A 24,976-nucleotide genomic window follows, 5' to 3' on the forward strand; every position below is an offset into this window, starting at 1 on the left:
CTGAGCTGCACTAATGCATCCATCCTAGCGGCCCCGGCAGGACCGTGATTCGCTGAGTAGCCTGGGAACATACCTGCAGTGACGATGAAGGGACAACTCATGAGCGACACCGGAAACCAGTGGTACTTCGATCTCACGACCGGCGAGGTATCACAGGATAAGAATGCCAGCTGGGACAACCGTATGGGCCCCTATGGCTCTGAGACTGAGGCACACAATGCGTTGACTGTGGCCAAGAACCGGAATAAGGCCGCCGATGCCGCGGAAGAGGCAGATGAGGACTGGGGGGTGGCGCCGTCCTGGGAGAAGGGAAACTAATTCGCCACAATCACTGCGCCATTGCGGGGCAGACCCCGGGGAAAGCTGAAGGGTAGACCTCTGGCGGTCTCGACCGCCATGGTCTCCATTGCCTGCATGTGCAGGTGTGGCTCGGAACTGTTGCCGGAATTCCCGCATTCGGCCAGTTGATCACCAACTCTGACCTGGTGACCCACCTGCACTCTGAGGCTGCCTCGGCGCAGGTGGCACAGCGCCACGAACACTTCCGCTGGACCCGCAGCCCGCAGGATCACGTGGTTTCCGGCCAACCCCCGCCATCCTTGGGATGCCCGGCGATGCTGGGTCAGGGCATAACCGACGGAGGGGAGACCACGGTAAGCCGCGTGGTCTGGTTCAGCATCGTGGGCTGCCGCCACGGTCCCGGATAACGGGGACCGGATCGGTTGACCTAAACCCGGGAATCTCTCCGGTGGTTCCGGCCGGAAGAAAGAACGCGGAGTGTAGGGCGCGGTGCGTCCGCGTTCATTGACCGGCACGAAGTCAACGGAATAGGCCAGTCCGAAAAGCCGGGTGCCGTGACTGGGCACCTTGTTGGCCGGACTGTTCTGCACCAGCCACCGGCCGGTGAAGGGGTAGTCAAGTTCCAGTTCGGCCATGGCAGGCTACTTCTTCTTGTTCTTCTTCGACTTGCGCGAGCTTTCCAGACGCCCGTAGGCGGCCTTGATCTGTTTGACGCAGGTGAGGTAGTCATCGAGTGCGCCCAAGCCGATCTGACGTTCGCGCTGGTAGAGAACGCCATAGCCGAAGGTGTCCTCACCACGGGAGCGTGCCTGCTGAGCCTTCTTCAACAGGAAGTCCCGTGAGGTCACTGAGTCCTGGAAGTCGCCGAGCACGGACTGCAGATCCTTGCAGCTTCGGTAAAGGTGCTTGGTTTTGAGATCGGTCGCAGATCCCACCGCCTCTGCGGAGTAGCGCAGCTTCTTAGCGGCCTTGCGCATGTCGTGGAAGTTCTCTTCACGCTCATGGAGGGTGAGCTCCAGGTTGTCCCGGTTATCCACGGCCTTCTTATGGCGCTTGAGCAGCTTCTTATATGCGGACTCGAGGTGGCGGGAGAGAATCTCCTCCATGTCCTCAGACGCTTCGGCCTCCGTGCCCTCAGTGGGTTCGATGAGCTCCACGCTCTCCACTGCCTCGAGGTCCTCCAGTGCCGCCACCGTCTCCTGGTCGGCTTCGGGAACCTCCCGGGAGGCGGTGACGATCGGCGGATCCGCCAGCAGTTCATCGAGCGAGTCAAGCAAGGAGAGGTAGCGATCGGAATCGAGGGTGGCAATGACCCGTCGGTGTGCCCGGCGGTACTCGGCACCCATGTCTTCGCGGAGGTGTTCGCGGGTGGCCTCATCGAGCACCCCGGAATCTTCGGCATCAAGCAGGGCGTGGAATCGCTCCTCAACAACTTCTGCATCGCGGGCCACACCGAGCATTCCCGCGAGCAGCTTCAGTTCATCTTCGAGGTACTCGAACTCTTCGCCACCGAGGATGCCCTCGAAGGTCTGCATGTGGCTGCGCAGCTCGCGGGTGGCCACCCGCATTTGGTGGACGGAGTCCCATTCATCGCGGCGGACCCGGGGGTCATAGTCGATGAGCTTGTCATGGTTGGCCTGGAGGGCGGCAACCACGGCGGCGGCGGGGGAGTCTTCATCGAGATCTGCCGCAGGATAAGGGGAGGGGACGTGGTTGATGCTCTCTCCGAGAGCCGCCACCAGCTTGGAGGGGGACTGGGAGACCCGGGCGCCGGCGCTGATCAGCAGGCCGGTGGCGAGGCGGATGAGTTCGCTGCCTTGTGCACTTTCCACACTCTCCGGGGTGAGTTCGACCTCCCATTCCCGCCAGCTGGTCTGGTCTCCACCAGGCAGCAACGACCAGGCAGTGACCCGGTCATCGCAGAATTCGGCGAGCGCGGTACCGGCCTCATCCGCCAGGACAAGTTCAGTGCGCTCATTATCGACCTGGGCGATCGGGACCAGCGGGTGGCGGCGCACGATGGCGCGCACCTGCTCCAATAGATCCTCCGGGACCTGGAACTGTCCATCCACCGGTTCGCCCAGGTCAGCTTGGATTTCAATCCGACCAACAGTACCCGGAAGCTTGATGTGCCAGCCATCATCCTTGCCGCCGGACCGTCGACGCAGGGTGATCTTTGCACGGGTCAGGCGGAGATCCTCAGTGTCATAGTAGATCGCGGAGAGGTTGTGCTGCCGGGCCTCGGCAACCGTGGATACTCCGGGGATTCTGGTGAGTTCCGGGACGGGGGAGTTCTCCGAGACCGCAAATTTAGCTTCTACTTCGAGGAAACGTCGGGTGGACATCAGTATATCTCTCCAGTTCGCCGGGGTTTTGTCAGTTCTCAGCCTACCGCCTGACCGGTCACGCCGACATTGGTTGTATGCCGTTGGAGTCGCCATTGAGATGGGAGCGGTGCGCGGCGCTGATCCCGTCACGGTAGCCGCCACTGTGACGGGAGCTCAGCTGCAGCGATCTGGAGTGGGGAAAGAGTTTGGCGAGCGTGCGGTGGGCCTCAAGGCCACGGCCCACCAGGACCGGCAGTGTGGTGCCGTCGCTGGCTTGCCGGGAGGCCTCTGTCAGTAGCTTCACGGTGTGGCTGCTGTAGGCAATCATGAAACTACGCCGGTAGGCGGAGGTTTCACCCCGGGCGGCGGCTTCGTGCGCGCCGGGAGAGGTGCGCATGAAGTGCCCTCGCTGCCGGTTGAGACTGCCGAAGAGGTCCGTGACGTAGCGCAGGTCATCTGCGGTGCCGAGGATGGTGCAGATGCCGTTGGTGGTCAGCAACATGCTCGCACAGCCATTGACCCGCGCCACACCGGCCAGCAGGCTGTACTGGTGTTTGATCCAGGGGGCGTGCAGGTAGAGGCGTTGAGCCTGGAGGTCGGGCCCCTCGCCGGGCACCTCGGCGAGAAGGGATTCGATGCGGTAGCGCTGGCGTAGCTGCTGGGCCTTGGCCACCAGGGCGTCCGCCTCACCCTCGAAGTTGGTGGACTCGGCCTTCTTCAACAGGGCGATCACCCGGTGGTGGGCCTTGCGCTGTTCCGGGCTCAGCTGTGCGAAGGCCCGGTCGCTTTCCTCGACCCCGTGAGGATCCCCGAGGAGCGGATGATCACGCAGCGGGCCCACCTCACGAAGCAGATCCCGACATTCCTCCAGGGAAGCGGTGGAGTGGGCGATCTCCTCGGTGGGATGGCATTGTCGGAGCCAGGCGGTGCGGGTCGCCTCCGGGACAGTGTCATTGATCCGGTGGAGGACCAGAAAAAGCAGGTGGTCGATCCGGGAGCCGAGGACATGGCGGAGGTCATCTGGGGTCCAACCTTTCCGGGCAGCGGCGACCAACCCTTCGGCGATCTCCCGGTGAAGCTCAAGGGTGTAATTTTGCCAGTTTTCGGTGGTGTCGGTGTACATGGCGTTCAAGGACCTTTCGTTCAGGTGTTCGATGTCCTGGATAGTTGAACAGGGGCGCTGGACATGGCCACCCCCAGGATTGGGCGGTATCCCAGATAACCTGCAGGAATGCGTGTCAGGGTTACCCCCGTGGCGTCGATAAGCAGCGCTGGGGGAGCAGCACCCCGCCGCTGTGTCCAGCCCCGGAACTAGCATGGGCGGCATGAACAGTCAGCAGGAATTCGTCCTCCGCACCGTCGAGGAAAGTGGCATCAGGTTCATCCGGCTCTGGTTCACCGACATTCTCGGATATCTCAAGTCGGTGGTCATGGCGGCCAGTGAACTTGAGTCCGCCTTCGATGAAGGGGTGGGTTTTGACGGATCGGCGATCGAGGGGTTCTCCCGGGTCTCGGAGGCCGACATGATCGCCCAGCCGGATCCCTCGACCTTCCAGATCCTCCCCTTTGACCCGGAGGACTCCCCGCTGGTCACCGCGCGGATGTTCTGTGATGTCTCCATGCCGGACGGGACCCCCTCCTGGGCGGATCCCCGGCAGGTACTGCGTCGGCAGGTGGAGTCCGCCGCGGAGGACGGCTTCACCTGCATGGTTTCCCCGGAGGTTGAGTTCTACCTGGTCAAAGACCTGGAGACAGACGGTCACCCGCCGGTGCCTACCGATACCGGCGGCTACTTCGACCAGGCCTCTCACTTTCAGGCCCGCACGGTGCGGCGGGAGTCGATGATGGCGATCGAATCCATGGGTATCCCGGTGGAGTTCTCCCACCACGAAACCGCGCCGGGTCAGCAGGAGATCGATCTTCGCCATGCGGATGTCTTGACCATGGCGGACTCGATCATGACCTTGCGCTACATCGTCAAGCAGGTCGCGATGCATAATCAGGTGGCGGCGACCTTCATGCCCAAGCCCTTCCAAGAGCACGCTGGCTCAGCGATGCACTCGCATATGTCCCTTTTCGAGGGTGATCAAAATGCCTTCCATGATCCCGATGAGGAGATCAGTCTTTCGCTCACCGGGCGGCAGTTCATCGCCGGCATCCTGCGTCACGCCCCGGAGATGACCGCAGTGACCAACCAGTGGGTCAACTCCTATAAACGCATCATGTTCGGCAATGAAGCGCCGACCGCCGCCACCTGGGGGGTGTCCAACCGATCTGCGCTGGTCCGGGTGCCCACTTACCGGCTGCACAAGGCCGATTCCCGGCGCGTCGAGGTGCGAAACCTTGATGCCGGCACCAACCCCTACCTCGCTTATGCGGTGTTGCTCGGCGCCGGTCTCAAGGGCATCCGGGAGGGCTATGAGCTGGATGAGCCCGCCGAGGACAATATCTCGGATCTGACCCGACGGGAGCGTCTCGCCATGGGGTATGTCGACCTGCCGACTGATCTGGAGGTGGCACTGAAGGAGTTCGAGCGCTCCGAACTGATGGCGGAGGTGCTGGGGGAGCACGTCTTTGAGTTCTATCTGCGCAGCAAGTGGGATGAATGGCACCGTTATCAGGAACAGATCACCCCCTGGGAGCTTCGGACCAACCTCGGATACTGATTCACGAACCCGAACCGAATCCCCCCTTTCAGGAGTAACACCGATAAATCATGACCCATCCGCGATCACTTCGAAGCACTCTTCCGACCCCGGCCCTGATCGGATTGTCCCACCCCAGGACCACCGAAGACCTGAACTGGTTGGGGTGGAATAACGCTGAGAGCGCAGATCTGCTGTGGGCCCTGGGAGGTGCGGGAGACCCGGACCTGGCGCTGAATAATCTCGTCCGGCTGATGAGTGCCCTGGATGAGCGGGACGGCCTCTGCTTCACGTCCACGGAACAGCGGATGAGTGCTTCACCGGGGCCCGGGCGCCTCGATCTGGATCATTCGCTGCGCAGTGATACTGCCCTGCGGGTCAGGCTGATCGCCCTGCTCGGTGGTTCCACCGCACTGGGAGATCACCTGGTGGCCAACCCTGAACTATGGTCCCAGCTGGCGCAGCCGCTGCCGACGTCGGAGGAACTGCTGACCCAGATGCTGGGCGCGGTGGAGGCGGTGCCAGCCGAGATCGCGATTCCTGGGGACGCCGATGTTGCTGACCGGGGGAATGATCCGGCGACCCTGGGATTGGACCAGGCGGGCACCTACCGGGCGCGGGTGGGGGGAACGGAGGCGGAGAAAGTTCTGAGGTTCTCCTATCGCACGCTGATCATGCGTATCGCCGCGCATGACCTGGCCGGTACCTATCCGGGTTCGCGCCGTCGCATCGGCCATCCGATTGTTCCCTTGACCTCCGTGACCGCATTGCTCGCGGAGCTGGCTGATGCCGCTTTGACCGCAGCTCTGGCGGTGGCGGTGGAATCGGTTTATGGCGAGAAGCCGGTGGATACCAGACTCGCCGTCATGGCCATGGGGAAGTGCGGTGCCCGGGAGCTGAACTACATCTCGGATGTCGATGTCATCTTCATCGCTGAGCCTGCGAGCTCCCGGGCCACCCGTTTGGCGGGGGAGTTCAACCGGATCGGTTCCCGTGCCTTCTTTGAGGTGGATGCGGCGTTGCGCCCAGAGGGCAAGAGTGGTGCGCTGGTGCGCACCCTCGAGAGCCATGTCGCCTATTACAAGCGGTGGGCGCAGACCTGGGAATTCCAGGCGCTGCTCAAGGCCCGTGCGATGACCGGCTATATTCCGCTGGGGCAGGCCTACCTGGAGGAACTGCAGCCCATGGTGTGGGCGGCCAGCCGACGTGATTCCTTCGTCGATGATGTCCAGGCGATGCGTCGCCGCGTGGTGGAGAATGTCCCGGAAGATCTGCGGGACCGTGAGCTGAAGCTGGGCAACGGTGGATTGCGTGATGTTGAGTTCGCGGTCCAGCTGTTGCAGTTGGTCCACGGTCGGGCCGATGAGTCCCTGCGGGTGCTTTCCACCATCGAGGCTCTGCATGCCCTGGTCATCGGTGGCTATGTCGGGCGGGAAGACGGCCATGATCTGATCGCGGCCTATGAATTTCTCCGCTTATTGGAACACCGTCTGCAGCTGCACCGACTTCGGCGTACCCACCTGCTGCCGGCCCCCGATGAGACGGCGCACCTCCACTGGCTGGCGGTGACCGCAGGTTTCAGTGGTTCAGGTAACCGTTCAGCAGCGGGCCTGATGCTGGAGAAGCTGCGGAAGACCCGTCTGCAGATCGCCTCCCTCCACCGTCGTCTTTTCTATCGTCCGCTGTTGAACTCCGTAGCCAATATGTCGGTGGATACCCTGAAGCTCTCCGCGGAGGCGGCAAAGCTACAGCTGGCGGCCCTGGGGTATCAGGCTCCGGGGCGTGCCTACGAGCACCTCTCCGCGTTGGCTGCGGGGGCGACCCGCAAGGCGCGGATCCAGGCGGTTCTGCTGCCCTCCCTGATGGACTGGTTGGCAGGTACCGCAGACCCGGATGCCGGACTGCTGAACTACCGGAAGCTCGCCGATGCCTCCTATGACCGGACCTGGTTTCTGCGGATGTTGCGGGATGAGGGCATCGTCGGCCAGCGGCTGATGAAGATCCTGGGTAATTCTCCTTATACCTCGGACCTGATCATCGCCGCCCCGGATATCGTCAAGGTGCTCGGCGATGGGGCGAAAGGTCCGAAACTGCTGGAAAAGTCCGCGGACATTGTTGCCCGTTCCCTGGTCGCCGCAGCCGGCCGACACCTGGATCCGGACCGGGCCAGCACTGTCGCCCGTTCCCTGCGGCGGGGGGAGCTGGCACGTGTGGCGGCCGCAGATCTGCTCGGCATGATGTCGGTGCAGGAGGTCTGTCACAATCTCTCGGCGGTCTGGAACGCGGTGCTCGAGGCGGCGTTGCGCTCGGAGATCCGCTATCAGCTCAAGGAACAGGGGCGGGAGACCGCCCCAGCCCAGATCGCGGTGATCGGGATGGGTCGTCTCGGCGGTGCTGAGCTCGGCTATGGGTCCGATGCCGATGTCATGTTCGTGGCGGAACCGGCCCCGGGCGAAGATGAGAATGCGGCGGTGCGCTGGGCGATCACGGTCTGTGATCAGCTACGGACCCGCTTGGCCAAACCCAGTCAGGATCCCCCCTTGGAGGTTGACCTGGGATTGCGCCCCGAAGGCCGCAGTGGGCCGATCGTGCGCACCGTGAAGTCCTATGAGTCCTACTACCGCCGCTGGGGGGAGACCTGGGAGATCCAGGCGCTGCTGCGGGCCACCAATGTTGCCGGTGATGAAGAGCTGGGCATCAGATTCCTCCAGATGATTGACACCTTCCGCTACCCGGAGGGCGGCGCCAGCCAGGCCACCATCCGTGAGGTCCGCCGGATGAAGGCCAGGATCGATGAGGAACGCCTGCCCCGCGGGGCTGATCGCAACACCCACACCAAGCTGGGCCGGGGCGGTCTCGGCGATGTGGAATGGACCGTGCAGCTGCTGACGCTGATGCACGCCCATGAATATCCCGAATTGCACAACACCTCCACCCTGCAGGTGCTGGATGTACTCGCAGAACAGGGCATTCTTCCGACCCGGAAGGCCGAGAAGCTCCGGGATGCCTGGTTGGTGGCCACCAATGCGCGTAATGCGCTGGCGCTGGTCCGCGGCAGCGGGAAACGCAGCGATCAGCTGCCGCAGCCGGGCCACCAACTGGCACAGGTGGCTGGTGCCGCGGGTTGGGATCCGGAGGATAACCACGGCTTCCTGGAGAACTATCTCAAGGTCACGCGCCGGGCCAGGCAAGTGGTCGATGAGGTTTTCTGGGGTGAGCTGACGCTGGAGCCGGAGAACTAGGGGGAGTCTCGGTACCATCCCCGATCTTTCCCCTAAGGGTATCGACGCAGCAGGTCAGGATACCTACACTCGGGTTTACACCCACTATCGAGAAGGAATGAGCATCATGGCACTGAACCTTTCCATCAACCTCAACGACGCCAGCTTCGGCGATCTGGTCGCGCTTGTCGACGCCGCCCGCTCGGCGGGCATGGACCCCCACGATCAGATCAACTTCGACGGCCAGACCCTCAGCCTGGAGGTCGATGTCGATGCCTTCTTCCCGAGCTTCGCGGACCGGGGCGGCGTCGAGGAGATTGACACCGAGACCGAGCCTGAGCCCGAGATCATCGAAGACACCGCCGAGGATTTCTTCGGCCCGCATCGTCGTTCGCGTAACCCCTGGGAAGGTGGCCGCAGCCCCTTGGATTTCGTGGATACCTCCGGCATCGGCGATGCCGCGATCCGCAGCGTGATCGATATTCTCACCGGGCGGCAGGAGCCGCCGAAGGGGCCGCGCCGCTGACAGTGAAATAACAGCGGCACAGCACGGCATCCGCAGTACCTGACCCTAAGGTGGGTTCTAGAGATCGGCGAACATCACCCGGAGGTGAATATTTTGACTACTCGGATCCGCGCCTGGGTCATGACCGGAGCTACGCTCATCGCACTGGGTACCTGCACCTTTGTAGGTGGGCTCCATGAGGCGACACTCAGCGCGCCTGCCCCACAATCAGCTGGCCTCGGTTCCCCCATCGGCGTCGAATTCGGTGCAACCCTGCGGCAAGCTCTCGACTGATACCGCCGGACCCAGGGAGTTAGATATCGGAGGAGTGGATGATGCGCACCCCGCCCTTGCCCTCATCCGAGCGGAGCATGGCAGCCCGCGAGATCAGCAGGCCCACCACACCGAGGGCCCAGACCACGATGACGGACATCCAGGCGATCCGGAAGTCAGCCCACTCATAGGCCTCACCCTGCGAGCTCCAATCGAGCATCAGACCGACCACCTGGGCGGCGACCATGGCCGCCAGGAAGCCTCCCATATTCGCCAGTCCCGTGCCCGTGGCAACGACCGTGCGGTCCAGGCGCTCCCGGATGTGGTCGAAGCCGAAGTTCGCCGCCGGGGTGAAGGCCGAGGTGATGATGTTGACGATGATGATCGCGATCAGCCCGCGTGGGGTCTCCGAGTAGAAGAAGATGATCCAGGTCAGGCCGATGCCGAGGGTCAAAGCCAATGCCCCGAGTTCGCGGCGGGCACCCATCCGGGAGGAGATGAAGCCCAGCACCGGGCCGACGGATACCGTGGCGATGGTGTTCACAGTCAGCACCAGGGCAGCCTGCGCAGCGGACAACCCCATGCCCAGCGTCATCATCGGCACACCCCAAAGCAGGGTGAAGACGACCTGCGGCAGCATGCAGGCGTAGTGGATGAAGAAGCCGAGCCAGCAGACCGGGCTACGGAGCACCAGTTTCAACAGGTTCCACACTCCCGTGCGTTCCCGGTCCTGGACGACGTCGGGAAGCTCCTCCTGCTCGCCGGCCTTGCGGGCCTTCCGGTTGGCGCGTTCGAGCTTCGCGGCGTTATCGGTGTCGGGGGAGTCCGCGACTGCGACTCCGGCGGCCAGCGCGATGAGAATGCCGATGGCACCGAGGGAGACAAAAGCGGTGGTCCAGCCGGAGACGTGCAGCAGTGCCATGAAGGGCACTGCGGAGATGAACTGTCCAACCTGGCCGAGTGAAGCGGTCAGCTGGGTAAAGAGGGGGGTCTTCTTCAGCGGGAACCAGTAGGGCAGGATCCGCATCACCGAGAGGAAAGCCGAAGCATCGCCGGCGCCGATGAGGACACGGGCCAGGATAGCCACCCAGTAGTTGTCGGTCAGACCCAGCAGAATTTGGCCCGCACCCATGATCAGGGCACCGGCCACCAGCATTTTGCGGGGACCGAAGCGGTCGATGAGCATGCCCATCGGGATCTGGGCGAAGGCATAGACACCGACCTGGACGGCGGTAAACACTGCGATCCGGGAGGCGTCAACCTCGAAACGGGCGATGGCGTCGACACCTGCGACACCGAAGCTGGTGCGGCCGGTGATGGCGACCATGTAGACGAGGACCGCAGCTCCCCAGACGGTCAGGGCGCGGCGGGTTACTACTTGACGGGGATCAGGGCTGCTCACAACGTGTTACCTTAGACCGCTCCCGGCAAAACCGGGACCCTGGTCGATGGGTGTGAGCGACACGGGGCCGAATTTGGGGGTTAGCCTGGCCAAGGCCCAGGTATTCCGGGAGCGGGGGAAGTAAGGTGAGGGGCGTGGAATACATTTCAACTCGAGACACCTCAGCAACCCCCGTGAAGTTCACCGACATTCTCCTTGGTGGTCTGGCCCCGGACGGCGGCCTCTATCTCCCGGTGGAGTACCCGCACCTAGATGACGCCACGTTGACCGCCTGGCGGACATTGCTCGCCGAGAAGGGCTATGCCGCGCTGGCCGCGGAGGTCCTCAAGCTCTACATCGATGACATCCCGGCCGAGGACATTGAGGCGATCACCGCCCGCGCCTACACCCCGGAGAAGTTCACCTCCGAGGAGATCGTCCCAGTAACCAAATTAGAGGAGGGGCTCTACATCGGCCACCTCTCCGAGGGGCCCACCGCCGCCTTCAAGGACATGGCGATGCAGCTGCTCGGCGAGCTCTTCGAGTATGAGCTCACACGCCGCGGCGAGACCATGAACATCCTCGGTGCCACCTCCGGTGACACCGGTTCCTCCGCTGAATACGCCATGCGTGGCCGCGAAGGCATCCGGCTCTTCATGCTCACCCCGGCCGGCCGGATGACCCCCTTCCAGCAGGCGCAGATGTTTGGCCTGGATGACCCGAATATCTTCAACATCGCCCTCGACGGGGTCTTCGATGACTGCCAGGACGTGGTCAAGGCGGTCTCCGCTGACGCCGCATTCAAGGCGGAGCACCGCATCGGTGCGGTCAACTCCATCAACTGGGCCCGTCTGATGGCCCAGATCGTCTACTACGTCTCCTCCTGGCTCAAGGTCACCGAGTCCAACGACCAGAAGGTCAGTTTCGCCGTGCCCACCGGTAACTTCGGTGATGTCTGCGCCGGTCACATCGCCCGGCAGATGGGCCTGCCGATCGACCGGTTGATCGTGGCCACCAATGAAAATGACGTGCTCAACGACTTCTTCAACACCGGTTATTACCGCCCGCGCAAGGCCAGCGAGACCCAGGCGACCTCCAGCCCTTCGATGGATATCTCGCGTGCCTCGAACTTCGAGCGTTTCATCTTCGACCTGATGGAGGGGGACGCCGGCCGGGTCAAACAGCTGTTTGACATGCTCGATCAGGGTGGTTTCTCGCTCGCGGAGGACACCCGGATGCTGGACGTGATCGACGAGTTCGGCTTCGGTTCCGGCAAGTCGACACACGCCGACCGCATCGCCACCATCCGCGACACCTGGGAGCGTCTCGGTGTGTTGATTGATCCGCACACCGCCGATGGCGTGTTTGTGGCCCGCGACTGGAGCAAGGATGTGGACAGCCCGATCGTCTGCCTTGAGACCGCGCTGCCGGTGAAGTTCGCCGAAACCATCAAGGAGGCCATCGGTCAGGAGCCGGAGGTCCCGGAGCGTTTCGCCGGCATCCTGGACACCGAGCACCACGTCAGCGAGCTGCCCAATGACGCCACCGCCGTCAAGGAGTTCATCGTGTCCTCGATCGAGCAGACCGCAGTTCACTGAGACCGCGGACTCCACAGCAAACCCAGGCTCTCAATGCCTGGGTTTTCTGCATTGGTGTCGCGAGCTGCTTATCGACGCAGCGGAGTAACGCTGGGCGCGATATCCGTGGGGCAGGCACAATGGACGGACAAGACTAATAAGGAGGTGACCCACAGATGGGTCAGGAACATCACATGGGACCGGAGTACTTCCTGGAGTTTGATCCGGAGCGTTTCGCCGAGCAGATCAAGCAGGAAGCGGCCGCCCAGAAGGCTGAGGCGGAGAAGTCCGCTGAGGAGGAGCAGGAGTAACCTGCTTGGAAGTTGAAATTGTCTGAACTCTGGCGAAGGAACTGATGTGGCCACCCCTGAATTCATTGTCGAGCTGCGTAAGAAGATCGGGCATGATCCGCTGCTCCTCCCCGCTGTAACCGCCATCGTGGTCCGCGATGTCCCCGCGGGTGCCCCGATCTGGGCGGTGCCGGAGGTGCTGCTGGTCAAGCGGGCGGACAACGGCAAGTGGACCCCGGTCAGTGGGATCTGCGAGCCCGGGGAAGAACCCAGCCTCACTGCAGTCCGCGAGGTCAAGGAGGAGACCGGTATCCAGGCGCAGGTGGAGGCCCTGCTCGGGGTCGGTGAGATGGGGCGGGTGACTTACCCCAATGGTGATGTCGTGGACTATATTGACACCGCCATCCGGCTGAGTGTGGTCGGTGATGATACCGCGGTGGTCGGCGATGAGGAATCCACCGAGGTCGGCTGGTTCACGGTGTCCCAGCTGCCGCCGATGGATCCGCGTTTCCGATTGATCATCGCTGATGCGGTGGCCCAGCTCAAGCACCCCCAGGGGTTCCGGCCCCGGCTGGGCTTCCACAAGCGCGAGCGTCGCTGAGCCTCACCGATCTGGCCAATCGGAACGTGGCCCCCACATCGTGCCCTCATCCAGGAAGGTGCTGCGGAATAGTTCCCATTCACCGTGGACACACCGGTGTAGCTCGGCAGCCGAGGAGACGAAGCAGATTTCCTCAAGCCAGGGCGGCACGGTCTCATTGTGGACCTCATCGGGTTCGTGGGTGCCACCGCAGACGATGAGGTGCGGTGGCCCGAAGTCGGGGACCAGCACCAGGTTGCCGGCCACCGCCAGCTCGTAGATGAGGTGGCATTGAGCCTGGTTCAACTCGGCGCCGAAGAGCTGTCCGTAGAAGGAACGGGCGCCTTCGCCCAGCCAGGAGGACTCGAAGTACATCCTCGCCCCACCGAATTCGGTGCAGAGCAGGACCTCCGTCCGCAGGAGGCCATGGTTGGCCAGCACCGCGCGTATCGCTGGTAGTGAGGGGTCCTCCGCAATGGGGACCAGACTCAGGTTCATCGCGTCACCTGCGCCACTTGGGCCTCAAACCGCAGCCACTGCACCGCGTGCCACAGCATGAGGAGCATCAACGCATTGCGCAGCACCAGGGCAATCACCGGGATCAGCTGCGGATCACCGTTGACGAGCTCATCGTAGAAGACCGGGTAGATGAAGGTACTCAGCGCGGCGAGGGGGATGGCCAGCCAGGCCAGATGCCGCAGCGGCCGTGGCACCCCGTCGACCCGGCCGGCGGTCCCCACCAGGCAGGCTGCGATCAACGGGCCGAGCCACAGCATGTATTGGGTGGAGAAGACCTTGTTGGCCACGATCAGCCCCATCACCAACACCAGCCAGAAGGCCAGGGTGGTGTGTGGACCCGCACCACCCTGGCGGAATCGGCGCAGGGCGAACCCCACTGCGAAGGCCAGCAGCAGGAACATCGCCACGGAACTGAGCAGGGTGACGGTACCGGTGCCGGGCCCCTGAATCTCCAGGCTCTTGGAGGGGGCATACCAGATCTCCCAGTCCTGCGGTTTAAACCAGGCCAGCAGCACAAATGGGGTGGCGGCGACGGATTCGACCTGCAGGCCGCGTTCCCCCTGGTAATTCAGTGGGGAGAGCACCCGCTCGACCCCGAAGAAGGCGATGGTGACCGCCACGGTGGCGGCCAGGGTCCCGAGGAACCAGGCGAGTCCCCGCCAGGTGTCGCGGTCCCGCCAGGAGGTGACCAGGCCAGCGGCCAGTACCCCGGGCCAGAGTTTCACCGCGGTGGCGTAGCCCAGGGCGATCGCCGCGAGCCTGGAGCCACGGAGCAGCGCCAGCGCGGCCACCCCCACCAGCAGGGCGGGGATCAGGTCCATCCGGAAGACCAGCATGGGACCGCAGGCGATACTGAACAGCAGCCAGAACCACAACGCCGGCCAGTGGTTTCCCCATGCCAGCCAGCAGCAGAACGCGGCGTCGAGAAGCAGACAGAGGGCGAGAAAACCCAGGGTGAACGCCCCGGCATCGTTCGGGAATACCGCGTGCAGGGGATAAAGCAGCCACAGCGAGGGCTCGGGGTATTCGGCGAGCCCGCCGCTGCTGATCCCGTGGTGGTAATAAGCGACATCGTGGATGACCGTACGATCATCGATGCCGATGAAGGCGAGAATGCTCAGGCGACCGAGCAGCCAGGTCAGCACGGCGGCCACACGCCGCAGAAGGGGAGTCACAAGGGTGATTCTAGGCAGCTTCCCTAGAATGGGGGGCATGCGGATCGGAATCATCGGCGCCGGCGCGGTCGGCGGCTACTTCGGCGGGCGACTCGCCCTGGCCGGCAAAGACATCACTTTCCTGGCGCGGGGAGAGACCCTTGAGGTGCTGCGCGAGAAAGGTCTCACGCTTATCGACGCCGCCGGCACCACCACGGTGCAGGTCCCGGCGGTGGCATCCTTCACGGAGGTCGGCGGGGTGGATGTGGTCATCGTGGCCACCAAGGCGCTGCCCAGCGCAGACACCTTTCCCGGGGTGCCTGCTGGCACCCCGATCGTGACCACCCAGAACTCGGTGGAAGCCCCCTATTTGGCCGCCGACCGTTTCGGTGCGGACAATGTGCTGCCCGGGGTGGTCCGCGGCTTCATGATCCATCAGGGGCCGGCGGTGGTGGAGTTCCGGGGTGGCCCGCTGAGCCTGAACCTCGGCAGCTTCGACGGCCGGGACGGTGAGCTGGGAGTCTTGGGACGCCAACTTGCGGCGGATCTCAGTGAAGCGGGCATTCCCAGCACCTGGTTCAGTGACATCTGGCTTGATGTCTGGGGAAAGGCGATGTTCGTGGCACCCTTCGGTGCCTTAGGCGCCGCCGCCGAACAACCCCTGGGTTATCTGCGCACTGAATTGCGCAGCTCCCTGGAGAAATTGGTGCGCGAGGTTGCTGCCGTCGCCCGGGCTCATGGGGTGGCGCTACCAGCTGATGCGGTGCCCAAGATCATGGACTTCGCCGATGCCATGGACCCGGCCGCCACCTCATCCATGCAGCGTGACGTTCTGGCCGGGGCCGAGAACGAGCTGGATGCCCAAGTTGGCGCGATCCGCCGGATGGGGGCACAGGTGGGAGTCGATACCGCCTTGCACGATCTTCTGCACGGTATCTTGGATGCCCGCTAAGGTGGGGCAATGTCTCACCAACATCGACTGCTGGTCATGCGGCACGCCAAATCCTCCTGGGCCACCGCGGAACCCGATCATCAACGGGGGCTGAATAAGCGCGGCCAACGTGATGGTCTGGCCGCCGGAGAATGGCTGGCCAAAGAGATCGGCCCCCTCGACCATGTCCTCTGCTCCACCGCCACCCGCACCCGACTGACCTGGGAACGTGCTCAGGCCGGTGGGGCACAGAGCGTGGGGATCAGCTACCACGATGAAATGTATGAAGCTCCCGTGGCATCTTTCGCACAGCTGATCACGGCCCTGCCAGAAACCACCGGTACCGCCCTTTTCCTCGGGCACTGGCCTGGAGTGCTCGACCTCGTCCGGGGTCTGGCGCAGCGCGATAACCACCCCGGCTGGGTGAGCATGGATGAGAAATTCCCCACCAGCGCCATCGCGGTGCTGGACTTCGATGTCCCCTGGGCGCAACTGCGGGTCGGAACCGCGCAGTTGCAGGACTTTGTCATCCCGCGAGCCCCTCAGCAGTCGTAGTAGAGCTCGAAATCCAGGGGGGTCGGCCCCAGACGGGAGGGGATGATCTCATTGTCATACTTGAGCCGGATATAGGACTCGATCAGATCCGGGGTGAACACATCCGCCTCGGTGAGGAAATCATTGTCCCTCTCCAGCGACTGCAGGGAGGCCTCCAATGAGGTCGGTGCCTGCGGGATGGAGATGGCCTCCTCCGGCGGGAGCTCATAGAGATCCTTGTCCACCGGCTCATGCGGCTCAATCCGGTTCTTGATGCCGTCCACCCCGGCGAGCAACATCGCCGAGAACCCGAGATAGGGGTTGCCGGAGGGATCAGGGGCCCGGAACTCGATGCGTTTGGCCTTCGGGTTGGCCCCGGTGATCGGAATCCGCACCGCGGCCGAACGATTGCGCTGCGAGTACACCAGGTTGATGGGGGCCTCGAAGCCGGGCACCAGCCGCTGATAGGAATTCATCGTGGGATTGGTGAAGGCCAGCACCGCACCGGCATGGTGCAGAATACCGCCGATGAAATAGCGGGCCATCTCGGACAGCCCGGCATAGCCGGACTCGTCATAGAACAGCGGATCGCCGTTCTTCCACAGGGAAAGGTGGGCGTGCATGCCGGAACCGCCATCATTGGCCAGCGGTTTCGGCATGAAGGTGGCGGAACGCTCATGCGCCTTCGCCGTGTTCTTGATGATGTACTTGAAGTTCTGCAGATCATCCGCGGCATGAAGCAGACTGTTGAAGCGATAGTTGATCTCCTGCTGCCCGGCACTGCCTACTTCATGGTGGGCGCGCTCCACCTCGAAGCCCGAGTTCTCGAGATTCAGACACATCTCGTCCCGGAGATCCTGAAAGTGGTCGTAGGGGGCAACCGGGAAGTAACCACCCATATGCCGCACCTTATAACCGAGGTTGCGGGTGCCGTCCGGGTCGAACTCCTCACCGCGGTTCCACCAGCCCTCTTCAGAATCGACATGGTAGAAGGACTCATTGACGCCGGTGGAGTAGCGGACGGAGTCGAAGACATAGAATTCCGCCTCGGCCCCGACATTGCAGGTGTCGGCGATCCCGGTCGACGCCAGATACTCCTCAGCCTTGCGGGCGATATTGCGGGGATCCCGGGAGTAGGGTTCCCGGGAAAAAGGATCATGGACAAAGAACTTCATGTTCAGTGTCTTGGCCTTACGGAACGGGTCTATCGTGGCGGTCCCAAGATCCGGAAGTAGGTTCATATCAGATTCCTCGATCGAGGTGAACCCCGAGATCGAAGACCCGTCGAAGGCGAATCCGTTATTGGCGGACTCCTCAGTGAAGGCCTTGGCGGGAATGGTGATGTGCTGTTCCACCCCGGGAATATCAGTGAAACGGATATCGAGGAACTTGATGCCCTCATCCTGAATCAGCTTCTCAATATCTGCGGCGGTAGTGGTTGCGCTTGGCACTGTTACGGCTCCTAGGGTCCGTTGGCCCGGCGACGGTCGGGGAGTTTTACAGCCACAGGAGTCCTGTGGCTGCCGGGCCCTGAATAGCTCCGGGCCTGGTGCAGGAACGCGATAGAGCTCCCCAATTTCCGGAGCTATCGGGCCTGCGCCATGATCCGGATACCCTACAACCCTACGTCAAGACCAGCTCAGCGGAGCACCGGTGTCTCCCAGAGGTTGAGCATGGTGCCGATATCTAGCTCCCTGGCACGTGCCAGGACATCAGTGGCCCAGGCGACGTCTTCCACCGGCATCCCGCCGATGGAGTAGCAGAAGATCTGCTCATCATTTTCCCGGCCAGGTGCCTTCCCGGAGGCGATATCACCCATGTTGATCAACCTGCTCTTCGGCAGGACGCCCTCCTCTGCCATGTCCCACCAGCGGTTACCGGGGATGCCCAGCAGCTTCTCATAGGTGACATTGGGGCCGTTCTCGTGGAACCACTCGGCGTAGAGCCCGGTGTAATCGACCACCAGATTGGCGTCTCCGGAGTTGATGAACTCATCATCGAAACGAGCGGCGGCCGGGCACAGGATCAGCGCGCCGGGCTTGATCCACTCGCGCTTGAAATAGGGGAACTCAGTGGGGCCGGCGGGGGAGGTGGAGGTGCCGCCGATGAGGATATCGGAACCTTCGATGGCGTCCTGCTCGCTGGCCACGATCTGGACCTTCACCCCAGGGTGGTTCTCGCTGAACCAGTCTGCGGCCCGCTGGGTCGACTCCGGGGAGCGGCCCTTGATCTTGACGGTGTCGATGCTGGGTCGCTGGCTGCGGGCGGCGGAGAAGATGGTGCGGGACATGACGCCTGGTCCGATGATGCCCACGGTCTTGGCATCTGCCACCGCGAGGTGTTTGACACCGACTCCCGGTACCGCGCCGGTGCGGTAGGCCGAAAGCAGGTTCGCCGACATGATCGCGGTGGGTGCCCCGGTCACGGCGTCGTTAAGCACGAAGACGTGAATTGATCGGGGGAGTTCGTTCTGCCGGTTCTCCGCGTTGGAGCCGTACCATTTCACACCGGTGGTCTGGAAACGGCCGCCCAAGTAGGCCGGCATGGCCATGAAACGGCGGTCAGGCCCATCAGCCGGCATCCCCTCGTGCTCGGGGGCAGCGGGGAAGTTGATCTGGGCGCCATGGGAATTTCCGGAGGCGCCAGCCATCCGGTAGTCGCCCTCGGCCAGCAGAATGAGGGTCTCTTCCATGGTGTCAACGCAGCGGGCGACATCGGTGACGCCAGCGGCGATCATGTCGGGTTCGCTGAGATAGCGGAAGTCGATGCGGGTGTTGTTGGTGGCCAAAATTGCCTTTCGGGGGTTATCCGACGGCAGCGCACAGCCATGATCGTAGGCGGCCAGCCGCCGTCTCGAACAGGAACCGGGTTGAATGCTCAACCCACTGGCCCCACGCTAGTGAACTCTCTCCGACAGGTCCGGGCAGCGGGTGGGGGCCCGGAAGACCACGGTGGGCACCCCAGCAACTGATGTGGGCGCCGGGTGGGGTGGGGAGCTCATGCTGGGATTTCAGCTCTGACATGGTGCTTAGTCCGGTCTGAAGGTGGGGCCACATGATGCTGGAAGGCTCCGCCCAAAATTACACTCCGGGGCTCCGGAACCGGGGGTGGAAGAGGGCGCTCAATGGTGAAAATCTTCCTGGGTGGCTCGTCTGGCGGGGGAGCGGCGGCCCAGCGGAGAATGAGAAAACCGCCCTCCCCCTAGCGGGGCGGGCGGCGGTCATGCTGGCTAGCTCAGCCTTAGCAGTCGTAGTAGAGCTCGAACTCCAGCGGGGTCGGGCGTAGGCGGTTCGGGGAGATCTCATTGTCGTACTTGAGACCGATGTAGGTATCGATCAGATCCTCGGTGAAGACATCGCCTTCGGTGAGGAAGTCATTGTCCTCGGCCAGGGCCTGCAGGGAGGCCTCAAGGGAGGTCGGTGCCTGCGGGATGGAGGCGGCCTCCTCCGGCGGGAGCTCATAGAGGTCCTTGTCCACCGGGGCGTGCGGCTCGATGCGGTTCTTGATGCCGTCCAAGCCAGCCATCATCATGGCGGCGAAACCGAAGTAGGGGTTGCCGGAGGGGTCCGGAGCGCGGAATTCGATGCGCTTGGCCTTCGGGTTGGAGCCGGTGATCGGGATACGCACGGCAGCCGACCGGTTACGCTGCGAGTACACCAGGTTGATGGGGGCCTCGAAGCCCGGCACCAGCCGGTGGTAGGAATTCAACGTCGGGTTGGTGAAGGCCAGCACCGCCGGGGCGTGGTGCAGGATGCCGCCGATGTAGTAACGGGCGAGGTCAGAGAGGCCGCCGTAGCCGGACTCATCGTGGAACAGCGGCTTGCCGTCCTTCCACAGGGACTGGTGGGCGTGCATGCCGGAACCGTTGTCTCCGGCCAGCGGCTTGGGCATGAAGGTGGCGGACTTGCCGTTGCGGGCTGCGGTGTTCTTCACGATGTACTTGAAGGTCTGCAGATCATCTGCGGCATGCAGCATGGTGTTGAATCGGTAATTGATCTCCTGCTGGCCGCCGGTGCCCACCTCGTGGTGGAAGCGCTCCAGGTGGAAGCCGGACTCGCGGAGGTGGCGGACCATCTCATCGCGCAGCTCACCGGTCTGGTCATAGGGGGGCAGGGGGAAATAGCCACCCTTGACGCGGGTCTTGTAGCCGAGGTTGTTGCTGCCGTCGATGTTGGTTTCGGAACCGCGGTTCCACCAGCCCTCATCGGAATCGACCTCGTAGAAGGAGGAGTTGGTGTCGGCGCTGTAGCGCACGGAGTCGAAGATGTAGAACTCTGCTTCGGCGCCGAAGTTGCAGGTGTCCGCGATGCCGGTGGAGGCGAGGTACTCTTCAGCCTTGCGGGCGACATTGCGCGGGTCGCGGGTGAAGGGCTCGCGGGTGAAAGGATCGTGGACGAAGAACTGCATGTTCAGCGTCTTGGCGCTCCGGAAGGGATCGAGCCTCGCGGTCTGCGGATCCGGCAGGAGGTTCATGTCGGATTCATCGATGGTGGTGAAACCACGGATGGAGGAGCCATCGAATGCCAGGCCCTCCTCCGCGGCATCTTCGTCAAAAGCCTCAGCCGGGATCGAGAAGTGCTGCTCGATGCCGGGAACATCGGTGAATCGGACGTCGACGAATTCAACGCCCTCGTCCTTGATGAACTTGATGACTTCTTCATTGGACTTGAAGGTCATGGTGACTCCTTGCGGATTCCGGGTGCGGGTGCAATATTGTTCATTCTAGGTGGGAGTAGGATTTCCCGGCGTAGGCGGTACGGCCAAACCCACATTGCCCTAGTATTTCTTGCGGTTTTAAGTGTACTTCAATATCTGTCGGTCTATCAAAAGGGGCGGTTTTCCACCCCCCGCTCAGCCGACTAGATTGGAGTTCATGGCGAACCAGAAGCGTAGTTGGATAGAGGGGCCGCAAATCCCCGCGGAAAATGATGACCCCCTGGCACCAGGACAATGGCCCGGTGAGAAGCTCGGCTTCCCGGAGAAGGGGGAACGGTCCCTGGCCCCGGTGATGCGGCGGCTCGGCGGGGTGTTCATCGACTGGATCATCGCCTGGATCATCGCGAACTTCATCCATATGTTCACCGACTGGTTCGGGGACGTAGCCACCATGACCCTGGGAATCTTCGTGATCATCGGCGTGGTTTCGGTGTGGCTACTGGCCCGCACCCCCGGCCAGGCGGTCCTGGGCATGGGCGTGGCGCGTATCGACATCCCAGGCGCCCGGGTGGGCTTCATCCGTGCGCTGCTGCGCACGGTGCTGACCGCCTTCCTCCTCCCCGCCGTACTCGTCGACGCAGACGGCCGGGGGATGCATGACCGCGGCACCGGCACTGCGGTCATCCGCGGTTGATTCTTAGCTGAAGACACCATGAAGCCCCCGTCTCAGACGGGGGCTTCATGGTTGATGCGGTGAAGCGGGACTACTTCTCCCGGCGCTCCGATGCGCGGCGGGTACGGCGGTTCATGCCGGACATGCTCGCGCCCTTGGGCATCGGGCCCTTCGGGAGGCCAGCGGCCATATTGCCGGAACCGACATTATCCATCGCCTCGATCTTTGCGGCGATCGGGCCGACCTCGTTCTTCTTGTAGTTGCGGGGGAGCTTCAGCAGGGAGCGCTGCAGATTGCGCAGCTGCACCCGGTCCTCGCCCTCGCCGACGATGATCTCATAGACCGGCACCCCACCGGCGATCCGGTTGATGCGCTTCTTCTGCTGGTTCAGCAGCGGGCGGAGACGGTGCATCTCACCTTCGCCGACGAGCACGACACCCGGGACCCCAACCACCCGGTGCACCGCATCCATCTGGGTGGTGGCGGCGACAGCGGTCTTCGAACGCCACTCAACACCGGGGGAATTACGCAGGTTCTCCACGGCCCACCCTGCCGAACCAGCCTGCTCTGAGGCGCGGTCGTACATCGAGGATTCCAGGCGGCGGGTGAAGATGAACATCGCCAGCATGAAACCGACGGCGATACCGATCGGGAGCATCCACCACTGACCGTTAAAGATCAGTCCGATGAAGAAGAACAGTGCACCCAGCCCGACAATGGCGAGAGCCATGTAGGGGATGAGCTTCTTGTCCTGCTTGCGCTGGATGTTAAACGCCTGCCACAGCTGTTTCCAGGTCTGGGTACGCTGCGCCCGCTTCTGCTTGCGGGCCTCCTTCTTTGCGGCCTTTTCAGCCTGCTTCTTCGCATCTGCCATGACATATACATTAGGCGATCTCAAGCGGGAAACCAGAAACGGGGCCGAGGCCGCCTACTGGCAGCCCCGGCCCCGTTGAAAATCGGGGACCGGTCTTAACGGGAAGTGGAGACCGGGGTGTCCTCTGAAGGGCCGTACTTCGCCAGTAGCGTGGAGGCCTCCTGGGAGGTGGCGCCCTGGGAGGTGACCTCAAGGTGCTTGAGGTTCTCCGGGATCTCGCGCCCGTGGAAACGCATGGCTTCCGCCCACAGGCGACCAGCCCGGTAGGAGGACCGGACCAAGGGGCCGGACATGACGGCGGCGAAACCGAGTTCCTTGGCGTAATCGGAGTGAGCGACGAACTCCTCCGGCTTCACCCAGCGATCGATGGGATGGTACATCGGGCCGGGGCGCAGGTACTGGGTGATGGTGATGATGTCGGTGCCGGCCTCATGCAGATCACGCAGCGCGGACTGGACCTCTTCCTCGGTCTCACCCATGCCCAAGATCAGGTTGGACTTGGTGATCAGACCGAAGTCACGGGCCTGGCGGATAACGTCCAGGGAGCGGTCATAACGGAAGGCCGGGCGGATGCGCTTGAAGATGCGCGGCACGGTCTCCAGGTTGTGGGCGAAGACCTCGGGACGGGATTCAAAGACCTGCTGCAGGAGATCCGGCTTGCCGGAGAAGTCCGGGACCAGGTTCTCCACACCGGTGTTCGGGTTGAGCTCGTGGATCTGGCGGACGACCTCAGCGTAGAGCCAAGCACCCTCGTCCTCGAGATCATCACGGGTGACACCGGTGATGGTGGAGTAATTCAAGTTCATCTCGCGGACGCTTTCCGCCACGCGGCGGGGCTCATCACGGTCCAGCGGCTCCGGCTTGGCGGAGTTGATCATGCAGAAGTCACAACGACGGGAGCAATTGGCACCGCCGATGAGGAAGGTAGCCTCGCGGGACTCCCAGCACTCATGGATGTTGGGGCAACCGGCCTCCTGGCACACAGTATGCAGCGAAGCGCCGGAAACGCGCTTCTTCATGTCCTGATACTCCGGACCCGTTTTTACTGAGGTCTTGATCCATTTAGGTTTGGCCTCGATCGGGGTTTGAGAGTTACGGGCCTCGATGCGGAGAAGCTTGCGTCCTTCAGTAGTGGTAGTCACAGTGGCTAAGCCTACCTTTCAAAAATAGAGTGGTCTAACAGCTGTGGAATGGGGCACATTCGGCTGAGAAGGGGAATAGGGGCTTCAGCTCCGCTGCAATTTCCGGCTCAGTCCTTTGGTGGGGTCCGGCGCGGAGCCGAAGGTATGGTCAGCGACCTGCATCCGGCCGGAGAGCACCTCTTCCAGGGCATTCAACAGCGGCTGGGTCATTTCTTCGACGGTGACCTGGCTCCCCAGTTCGCGGGTGAGGGTGGTGACCCCGGCATCGGTGATGCCGCAGGGGATGATGTGCTCGTAGAACTCCAGGGTGTTCGAGCAATTGAGGGCGACCCCGTGCATGGTCACACCTCGGGTGATGCGGATGCCCAGGGCCGCGACCTTGGCATCCTCGCGGCTGTCATGGGCAGGGACCCAGACCCCGGAGCGGCCGTCGATACGCCCGGCTGCGGTGACCCCCGCCTGGCGGGCAACGTGGATCAGCGCCTCCTCCAGACGGCGGACATAATCGACGACATCGACCGGCTCCGCGAGCTTGAGGATGGGGTAGACGACGAGCTGTCCGGGACCGTGCCAGGTGATCCGGCCACCGCGGTCGACATCGATGACCGGCAGCTCATTGGTGGGCCGGTCCTCGGGCTGGGTGCGTTTTCCAGCGGTGTAGATGCTGGGATGCTCCAGTACCAGGATCGTGTCACCGATCTCATCACGGGCGCGCTGGGCAGCCAGTTCGGACTGGAGATCCCAGGCCTCCTGATATCCGAGTGTGCCGAGATAGCGGATCTCGAGGGGATCTGCGGCCGCGCGGATGGATTTATCGGCCGGGAAAAAGGGGTCACGTGGGGCTGTCATGATGGCTTCCAGGGTACTCGTCGGGGGTATCGGCGCCTGCCCCGGGGAAAGCTGAAACCCGCAGCACCGCAGGAAAGCGGTGCTGCGGGTCCCTCAGTTCGTGAAACGGTGCTTAGGCGATGCCGTTAGCCTTGGCGTACTCCGCAGCGGTGGCCAGCGGACCAGCCTCGGAGACCTCGACCTGGAACAGCCAACCCTCACCGAAGGGGTCGTTGTTGATGATGGCGTAGTCATCGTGGACCGCGTCATTGACGGCGGTGACGGTGCCGGAGACCGGGGCGTAGAGGTCGGACACCGACTTGGTGGACTCCACCTCGCCACAGGTCTCGGAGTGGGTCACGGTGTCGCCGACCTCGGGAAGCTCAGCGAAGACGACCTCGCCGAGACGATCAGTGGCGACGGAGGTGATACCGATCTTGACGGTGGTTCCGGCGGCTACATCAGTTGCAGCGTCGATCCACTCGTGGTCCTCGGAGTAGGAGAAGTTCTCGGGCAGAGTTGCCATGGCTTAAGGCCTTCCTGATCAGGGATTATCGTCGATGACT

24 protein-coding genes are annotated in these 24,976 nt (G+C 63.0%); 11 read left to right on the forward strand and 13 right to left on the reverse strand.

Translation table 11 applies throughout. The annotated features are described in order from the left end of the window. Positions 1–99 precede the first annotated feature (99 nt). A complete protein-coding gene (locus ACTU46_RS01110) occupies positions 100–318 on the forward strand; it encodes a hypothetical protein (RefSeq protein ID WP_443378114.1) in 219 nt (72 codons plus the stop codon). Here ACTU46_RS01110 and ACTU46_RS01115 read toward each other — a convergent pair. The 3 genes from ACTU46_RS01115 to ACTU46_RS01125 are packed head-to-tail and all read right to left on the reverse strand — an operon-like array spanning position 315 to position 3,750. Continuing rightward, positions 315–935 (reverse strand): M23 family metallopeptidase, encoded by a 621-nt coding sequence (locus ACTU46_RS01115; protein ID WP_443378116.1) that lies wholly within the window; start codon positions 933–935, stop codon positions 315–317. The two genes, ACTU46_RS01110 and ACTU46_RS01115, sit on opposite strands and share 4 nt — an antisense overlap. Positions 936–941: 6 nt before the next feature. Further along, positions 942–2,645 carry a CYTH and CHAD domain-containing protein gene (locus ACTU46_RS01120; RefSeq protein WP_443378118.1) on the reverse strand — a complete coding sequence of 568 codons (1,704 nt, stop codon included), beginning with the start codon at positions 2,643–2,645 and terminating at the stop codon, positions 942–944. 58 nt (positions 2,646–2,703) lie between these two features. Continuing rightward, entirely contained in the window at positions 2,704–3,750 is a 1,047-nt protein-coding gene (locus tag ACTU46_RS01125; RefSeq protein ID WP_443378120.1) for a DUF2786 domain-containing protein, read from the reverse strand. A 202-nt stretch (positions 3,751–3,952) separates the two neighbouring features. Between ACTU46_RS01125 and ACTU46_RS01130 the strand changes: the two genes are divergently transcribed. The 4 genes from ACTU46_RS01130 (at position 3,953) to ACTU46_RS01145 (ending at position 9,292) form a co-directional block, all read left to right on the forward strand. Continuing rightward, complete coding sequence (locus ACTU46_RS01130; RefSeq protein WP_443378122.1) at positions 3,953–5,293, forward strand: glutamine synthetase family protein; 1,341 nt, start codon at positions 3,953–3,955, stop codon at positions 5,291–5,293. 50 nt (positions 5,294–5,343) lie between these two features. Then, on the forward strand, positions 5,344–8,514 hold the full coding sequence (locus ACTU46_RS01135) for a bifunctional [glutamine synthetase] adenylyltransferase/[glutamine synthetase]-adenylyl-L-tyrosine phosphorylase (RefSeq protein WP_443378123.1): 3,171 nt from the start codon (positions 5,344–5,346) through the stop codon (positions 8,512–8,514). Positions 8,515–8,620: 106 nt separating this feature from the next. Beyond that, entirely contained in the window at positions 8,621–9,019 is a 399-nt protein-coding gene (locus ACTU46_RS01140; RefSeq protein ID WP_443378125.1) for a hypothetical protein, read from the forward strand. 93 nt (positions 9,020–9,112) lie between these two features. After that, entirely contained in the window at positions 9,113–9,292 is a 180-nt protein-coding gene (locus tag ACTU46_RS01145) for a hypothetical protein (RefSeq protein WP_443378126.1), read from the forward strand. A 19-nt stretch (positions 9,293–9,311) separates the two neighbouring features. Here ACTU46_RS01145 and ACTU46_RS01150 read toward each other — a convergent pair whose 3' ends face one another. Further along, positions 9,312–10,673, reverse strand: coding sequence for an MFS transporter (locus ACTU46_RS01150; RefSeq protein ID WP_443378128.1), 1,362 nt, complete (start codon positions 10,671–10,673; stop codon positions 9,312–9,314). A gap of 134 nt (positions 10,674–10,807) precedes the next feature. On the opposite strand from ACTU46_RS01150, the gene thrC reads away from it, so the two are divergent. The 3 genes from thrC (at position 10,808) to ACTU46_RS01165 (ending at position 13,120) form a co-directional block, all read left to right on the forward strand. Next, on the forward strand, positions 10,808–12,250 hold the full coding sequence (gene thrC / locus ACTU46_RS01155; RefSeq protein ID WP_443378130.1) for a threonine synthase: 1,443 nt from the start codon (positions 10,808–10,810) through the stop codon (positions 12,248–12,250). Between the two features lie 155 nt (positions 12,251–12,405). Next, positions 12,406–12,540, forward strand: a complete 135-nt coding sequence (locus tag ACTU46_RS01160) for a hypothetical protein (protein ID WP_443378132.1) — start codon at positions 12,406–12,408, stop codon at positions 12,538–12,540. A 46-nt stretch (positions 12,541–12,586) separates the two neighbouring features. Then, positions 12,587–13,120 carry an NUDIX hydrolase gene (locus ACTU46_RS01165; RefSeq protein ID WP_443378134.1) on the forward strand — a complete coding sequence of 178 codons (534 nt, stop codon included), beginning with the start codon at positions 12,587–12,589 and terminating at the stop codon, positions 13,118–13,120. Positions 13,121–13,123: 3 nt separating this feature from the next. Here ACTU46_RS01165 and ACTU46_RS01170 read toward each other — a convergent pair whose 3' ends face one another. Both ACTU46_RS01170 and ACTU46_RS01175 read right to left on the reverse strand, forming a co-directional pair. Next, positions 13,124–13,597 carry a hypothetical protein gene (locus ACTU46_RS01170; protein ID WP_443378136.1) on the reverse strand — a complete coding sequence of 158 codons (474 nt, stop codon included), beginning with the start codon at positions 13,595–13,597 and terminating at the stop codon, positions 13,124–13,126. Continuing rightward, positions 13,594–14,793 (reverse strand): DUF2029 domain-containing protein, encoded by a 1,200-nt coding sequence (locus ACTU46_RS01175; protein ID WP_443378138.1) that lies wholly within the window; start codon positions 14,791–14,793, stop codon positions 13,594–13,596. Before ACTU46_RS01175 ends, ACTU46_RS01170 begins: the two co-directional genes overlap by 4 nt. A 37-nt stretch (positions 14,794–14,830) precedes the next feature. On the opposite strand from ACTU46_RS01175, the gene ACTU46_RS01180 reads away from it, so the two are divergent. Both ACTU46_RS01180 and ACTU46_RS01185 read left to right on the forward strand, forming a co-directional pair. Continuing rightward, entirely contained in the window at positions 14,831–15,724 is an 894-nt protein-coding gene (locus ACTU46_RS01180) for a 2-dehydropantoate 2-reductase (protein WP_443378140.1), read from the forward strand. Between the two features lie 9 nt (positions 15,725–15,733). Continuing rightward, complete coding sequence (locus ACTU46_RS01185; protein WP_443378142.1) at positions 15,734–16,258, forward strand: SixA phosphatase family protein; 525 nt, start codon at positions 15,734–15,736, stop codon at positions 16,256–16,258. On the opposite strand, the gene glnA (ACTU46_RS01190) is transcribed toward ACTU46_RS01185, so the two are convergent. The 3 genes from glnA (ACTU46_RS01190) to glnA (ACTU46_RS01200) form a co-directional block, all read right to left on the reverse strand. After that, on the reverse strand, positions 16,246–17,688 hold the full coding sequence (gene glnA, locus ACTU46_RS01190) for a type I glutamate--ammonia ligase (RefSeq protein WP_443378144.1): 1,443 nt from the start codon (positions 17,686–17,688) through the stop codon (positions 16,246–16,248). The two genes, ACTU46_RS01185 and glnA (ACTU46_RS01190), sit on opposite strands and share 13 nt — an antisense overlap. Positions 17,689–17,876: 188 nt before the next feature. Beyond that, positions 17,877–19,025, reverse strand: coding sequence for a tyramine oxidase subunit B (locus tag ACTU46_RS01195; protein ID WP_443378146.1), 1,149 nt, complete (start codon positions 19,023–19,025; stop codon positions 17,877–17,879). A 452-nt stretch (positions 19,026–19,477) separates the two neighbouring features. After that, the gene (gene glnA / locus ACTU46_RS01200) at positions 19,478–20,914 is read right to left on the reverse strand and encodes a type I glutamate--ammonia ligase (protein WP_443378148.1); all 1,437 of its coding nucleotides are present in this window, start codon (positions 20,912–20,914) and stop codon (positions 19,478–19,480) included. Positions 20,915–21,110: 196 nt separating this feature from the next. On the opposite strand from glnA (ACTU46_RS01200), the gene ACTU46_RS01205 reads away from it, so the two are divergent. Continuing rightward, complete coding sequence (locus tag ACTU46_RS01205) at positions 21,111–21,587, forward strand: RDD family protein (protein WP_443378150.1); 477 nt, start codon at positions 21,111–21,113, stop codon at positions 21,585–21,587. A 70-nt stretch (positions 21,588–21,657) separates the two neighbouring features. On the opposite strand, the gene ACTU46_RS01210 is transcribed toward ACTU46_RS01205, so the two are convergent. The 4 genes from ACTU46_RS01210 to gcvH form a co-directional block, all read right to left on the reverse strand. After that, the gene (locus tag ACTU46_RS01210) at positions 21,658–22,440 is read right to left on the reverse strand and encodes a DUF4191 domain-containing protein (RefSeq protein ID WP_443378152.1); all 783 of its coding nucleotides are present in this window, start codon (positions 22,438–22,440) and stop codon (positions 21,658–21,660) included. A 95-nt stretch (positions 22,441–22,535) separates the two neighbouring features. Beyond that, complete coding sequence (gene lipA, locus ACTU46_RS01215; RefSeq protein ID WP_443378154.1) at positions 22,536–23,582, reverse strand: lipoyl synthase; 1,047 nt, start codon at positions 23,580–23,582, stop codon at positions 22,536–22,538. Positions 23,583–23,666: 84 nt separating this feature from the next. After that, complete coding sequence (gene lipB / locus ACTU46_RS01220) at positions 23,667–24,431, reverse strand: lipoyl(octanoyl) transferase LipB (RefSeq protein WP_443378156.1); 765 nt, start codon at positions 24,429–24,431, stop codon at positions 23,667–23,669. A gap of 112 nt (positions 24,432–24,543) precedes the next feature. Continuing rightward, positions 24,544–24,936, reverse strand: a complete 393-nt coding sequence (gcvH, locus tag ACTU46_RS01225; protein ID WP_443378157.1) for a glycine cleavage system protein GcvH — start codon at positions 24,934–24,936, stop codon at positions 24,544–24,546. Between the last annotated feature and the right edge of the window lie 40 nt (positions 24,937–24,976).

Source organism: Corynebacterium sp. A21, assembly GCF_052266655.1.
GTDB lineage: Bacteria > Actinomycetota > Actinomycetes > Mycobacteriales > Mycobacteriaceae > Corynebacterium.

Bases quoted from the DNA above. Each gene is read 5' to 3' on its own strand.
- ACTU46_RS01125 (WP_443378120.1), bottom strand. From the start codon at position 3,750: ATGTACACCGACACCACCGAAAACTGGCAAAATTACACCCTTGAGCTT.
- ACTU46_RS01120 (WP_443378118.1), bottom strand. From the start codon at position 2,645: ATGTCCACCCGACGTTTCCTCGAAGTAGAAGCTAAATTTGCGGTCTCG.
- glnA (WP_443378148.1), bottom strand. From the start codon at position 20,914: ATGACCTTCAAGTCCAATGAAGAAGTCATCAAGTTCATCAAGGACGAG.
- lipB (WP_443378156.1), bottom strand. From the start codon at position 24,431: ATGACAGCCCCACGTGACCCCTTTTTCCCGGCCGATAAATCCATCCGC.
- ACTU46_RS01180 (WP_443378140.1), top strand. From the start codon at position 14,831: ATGCGGATCGGAATCATCGGCGCCGGCGCGGTCGGCGGCTACTTCGGC.
- ACTU46_RS01205 (WP_443378150.1), top strand. From the start codon at position 21,111: ATGGCGAACCAGAAGCGTAGTTGGATAGAGGGGCCGCAAATCCCCGCG.
- ACTU46_RS01185 (WP_443378142.1), top strand. From the start codon at position 15,734: ATGTCTCACCAACATCGACTGCTGGTCATGCGGCACGCCAAATCCTCC.
- ACTU46_RS01170 (WP_443378136.1), bottom strand. From the start codon at position 13,597: ATGAACCTGAGTCTGGTCCCCATTGCGGAGGACCCCTCACTACCAGCG.
- ACTU46_RS01110 (WP_443378114.1), top strand. From the start codon at position 100: ATGAGCGACACCGGAAACCAGTGGTACTTCGATCTCACGACCGGCGAG.
- gcvH (WP_443378157.1), bottom strand. From the start codon at position 24,936: ATGGCAACTCTGCCCGAGAACTTCTCCTACTCCGAGGACCACGAGTGG.
- ACTU46_RS01115 (WP_443378116.1), bottom strand. From the start codon at position 935: ATGGCCGAACTGGAACTTGACTACCCCTTCACCGGCCGGTGGCTGGTG.
- ACTU46_RS01160 (WP_443378132.1), top strand. From the start codon at position 12,406: ATGGGTCAGGAACATCACATGGGACCGGAGTACTTCCTGGAGTTTGAT.
- ACTU46_RS01130 (WP_443378122.1), top strand. From the start codon at position 3,953: ATGAACAGTCAGCAGGAATTCGTCCTCCGCACCGTCGAGGAAAGTGGC.
- ACTU46_RS01210 (WP_443378152.1), bottom strand. From the start codon at position 22,440: ATGGCAGATGCGAAGAAGCAGGCTGAAAAGGCCGCAAAGAAGGAGGCC.
- ACTU46_RS01140 (WP_443378125.1), top strand. From the start codon at position 8,621: ATGGCACTGAACCTTTCCATCAACCTCAACGACGCCAGCTTCGGCGAT.
- ACTU46_RS01135 (WP_443378123.1), top strand. From the start codon at position 5,344: ATGACCCATCCGCGATCACTTCGAAGCACTCTTCCGACCCCGGCCCTG.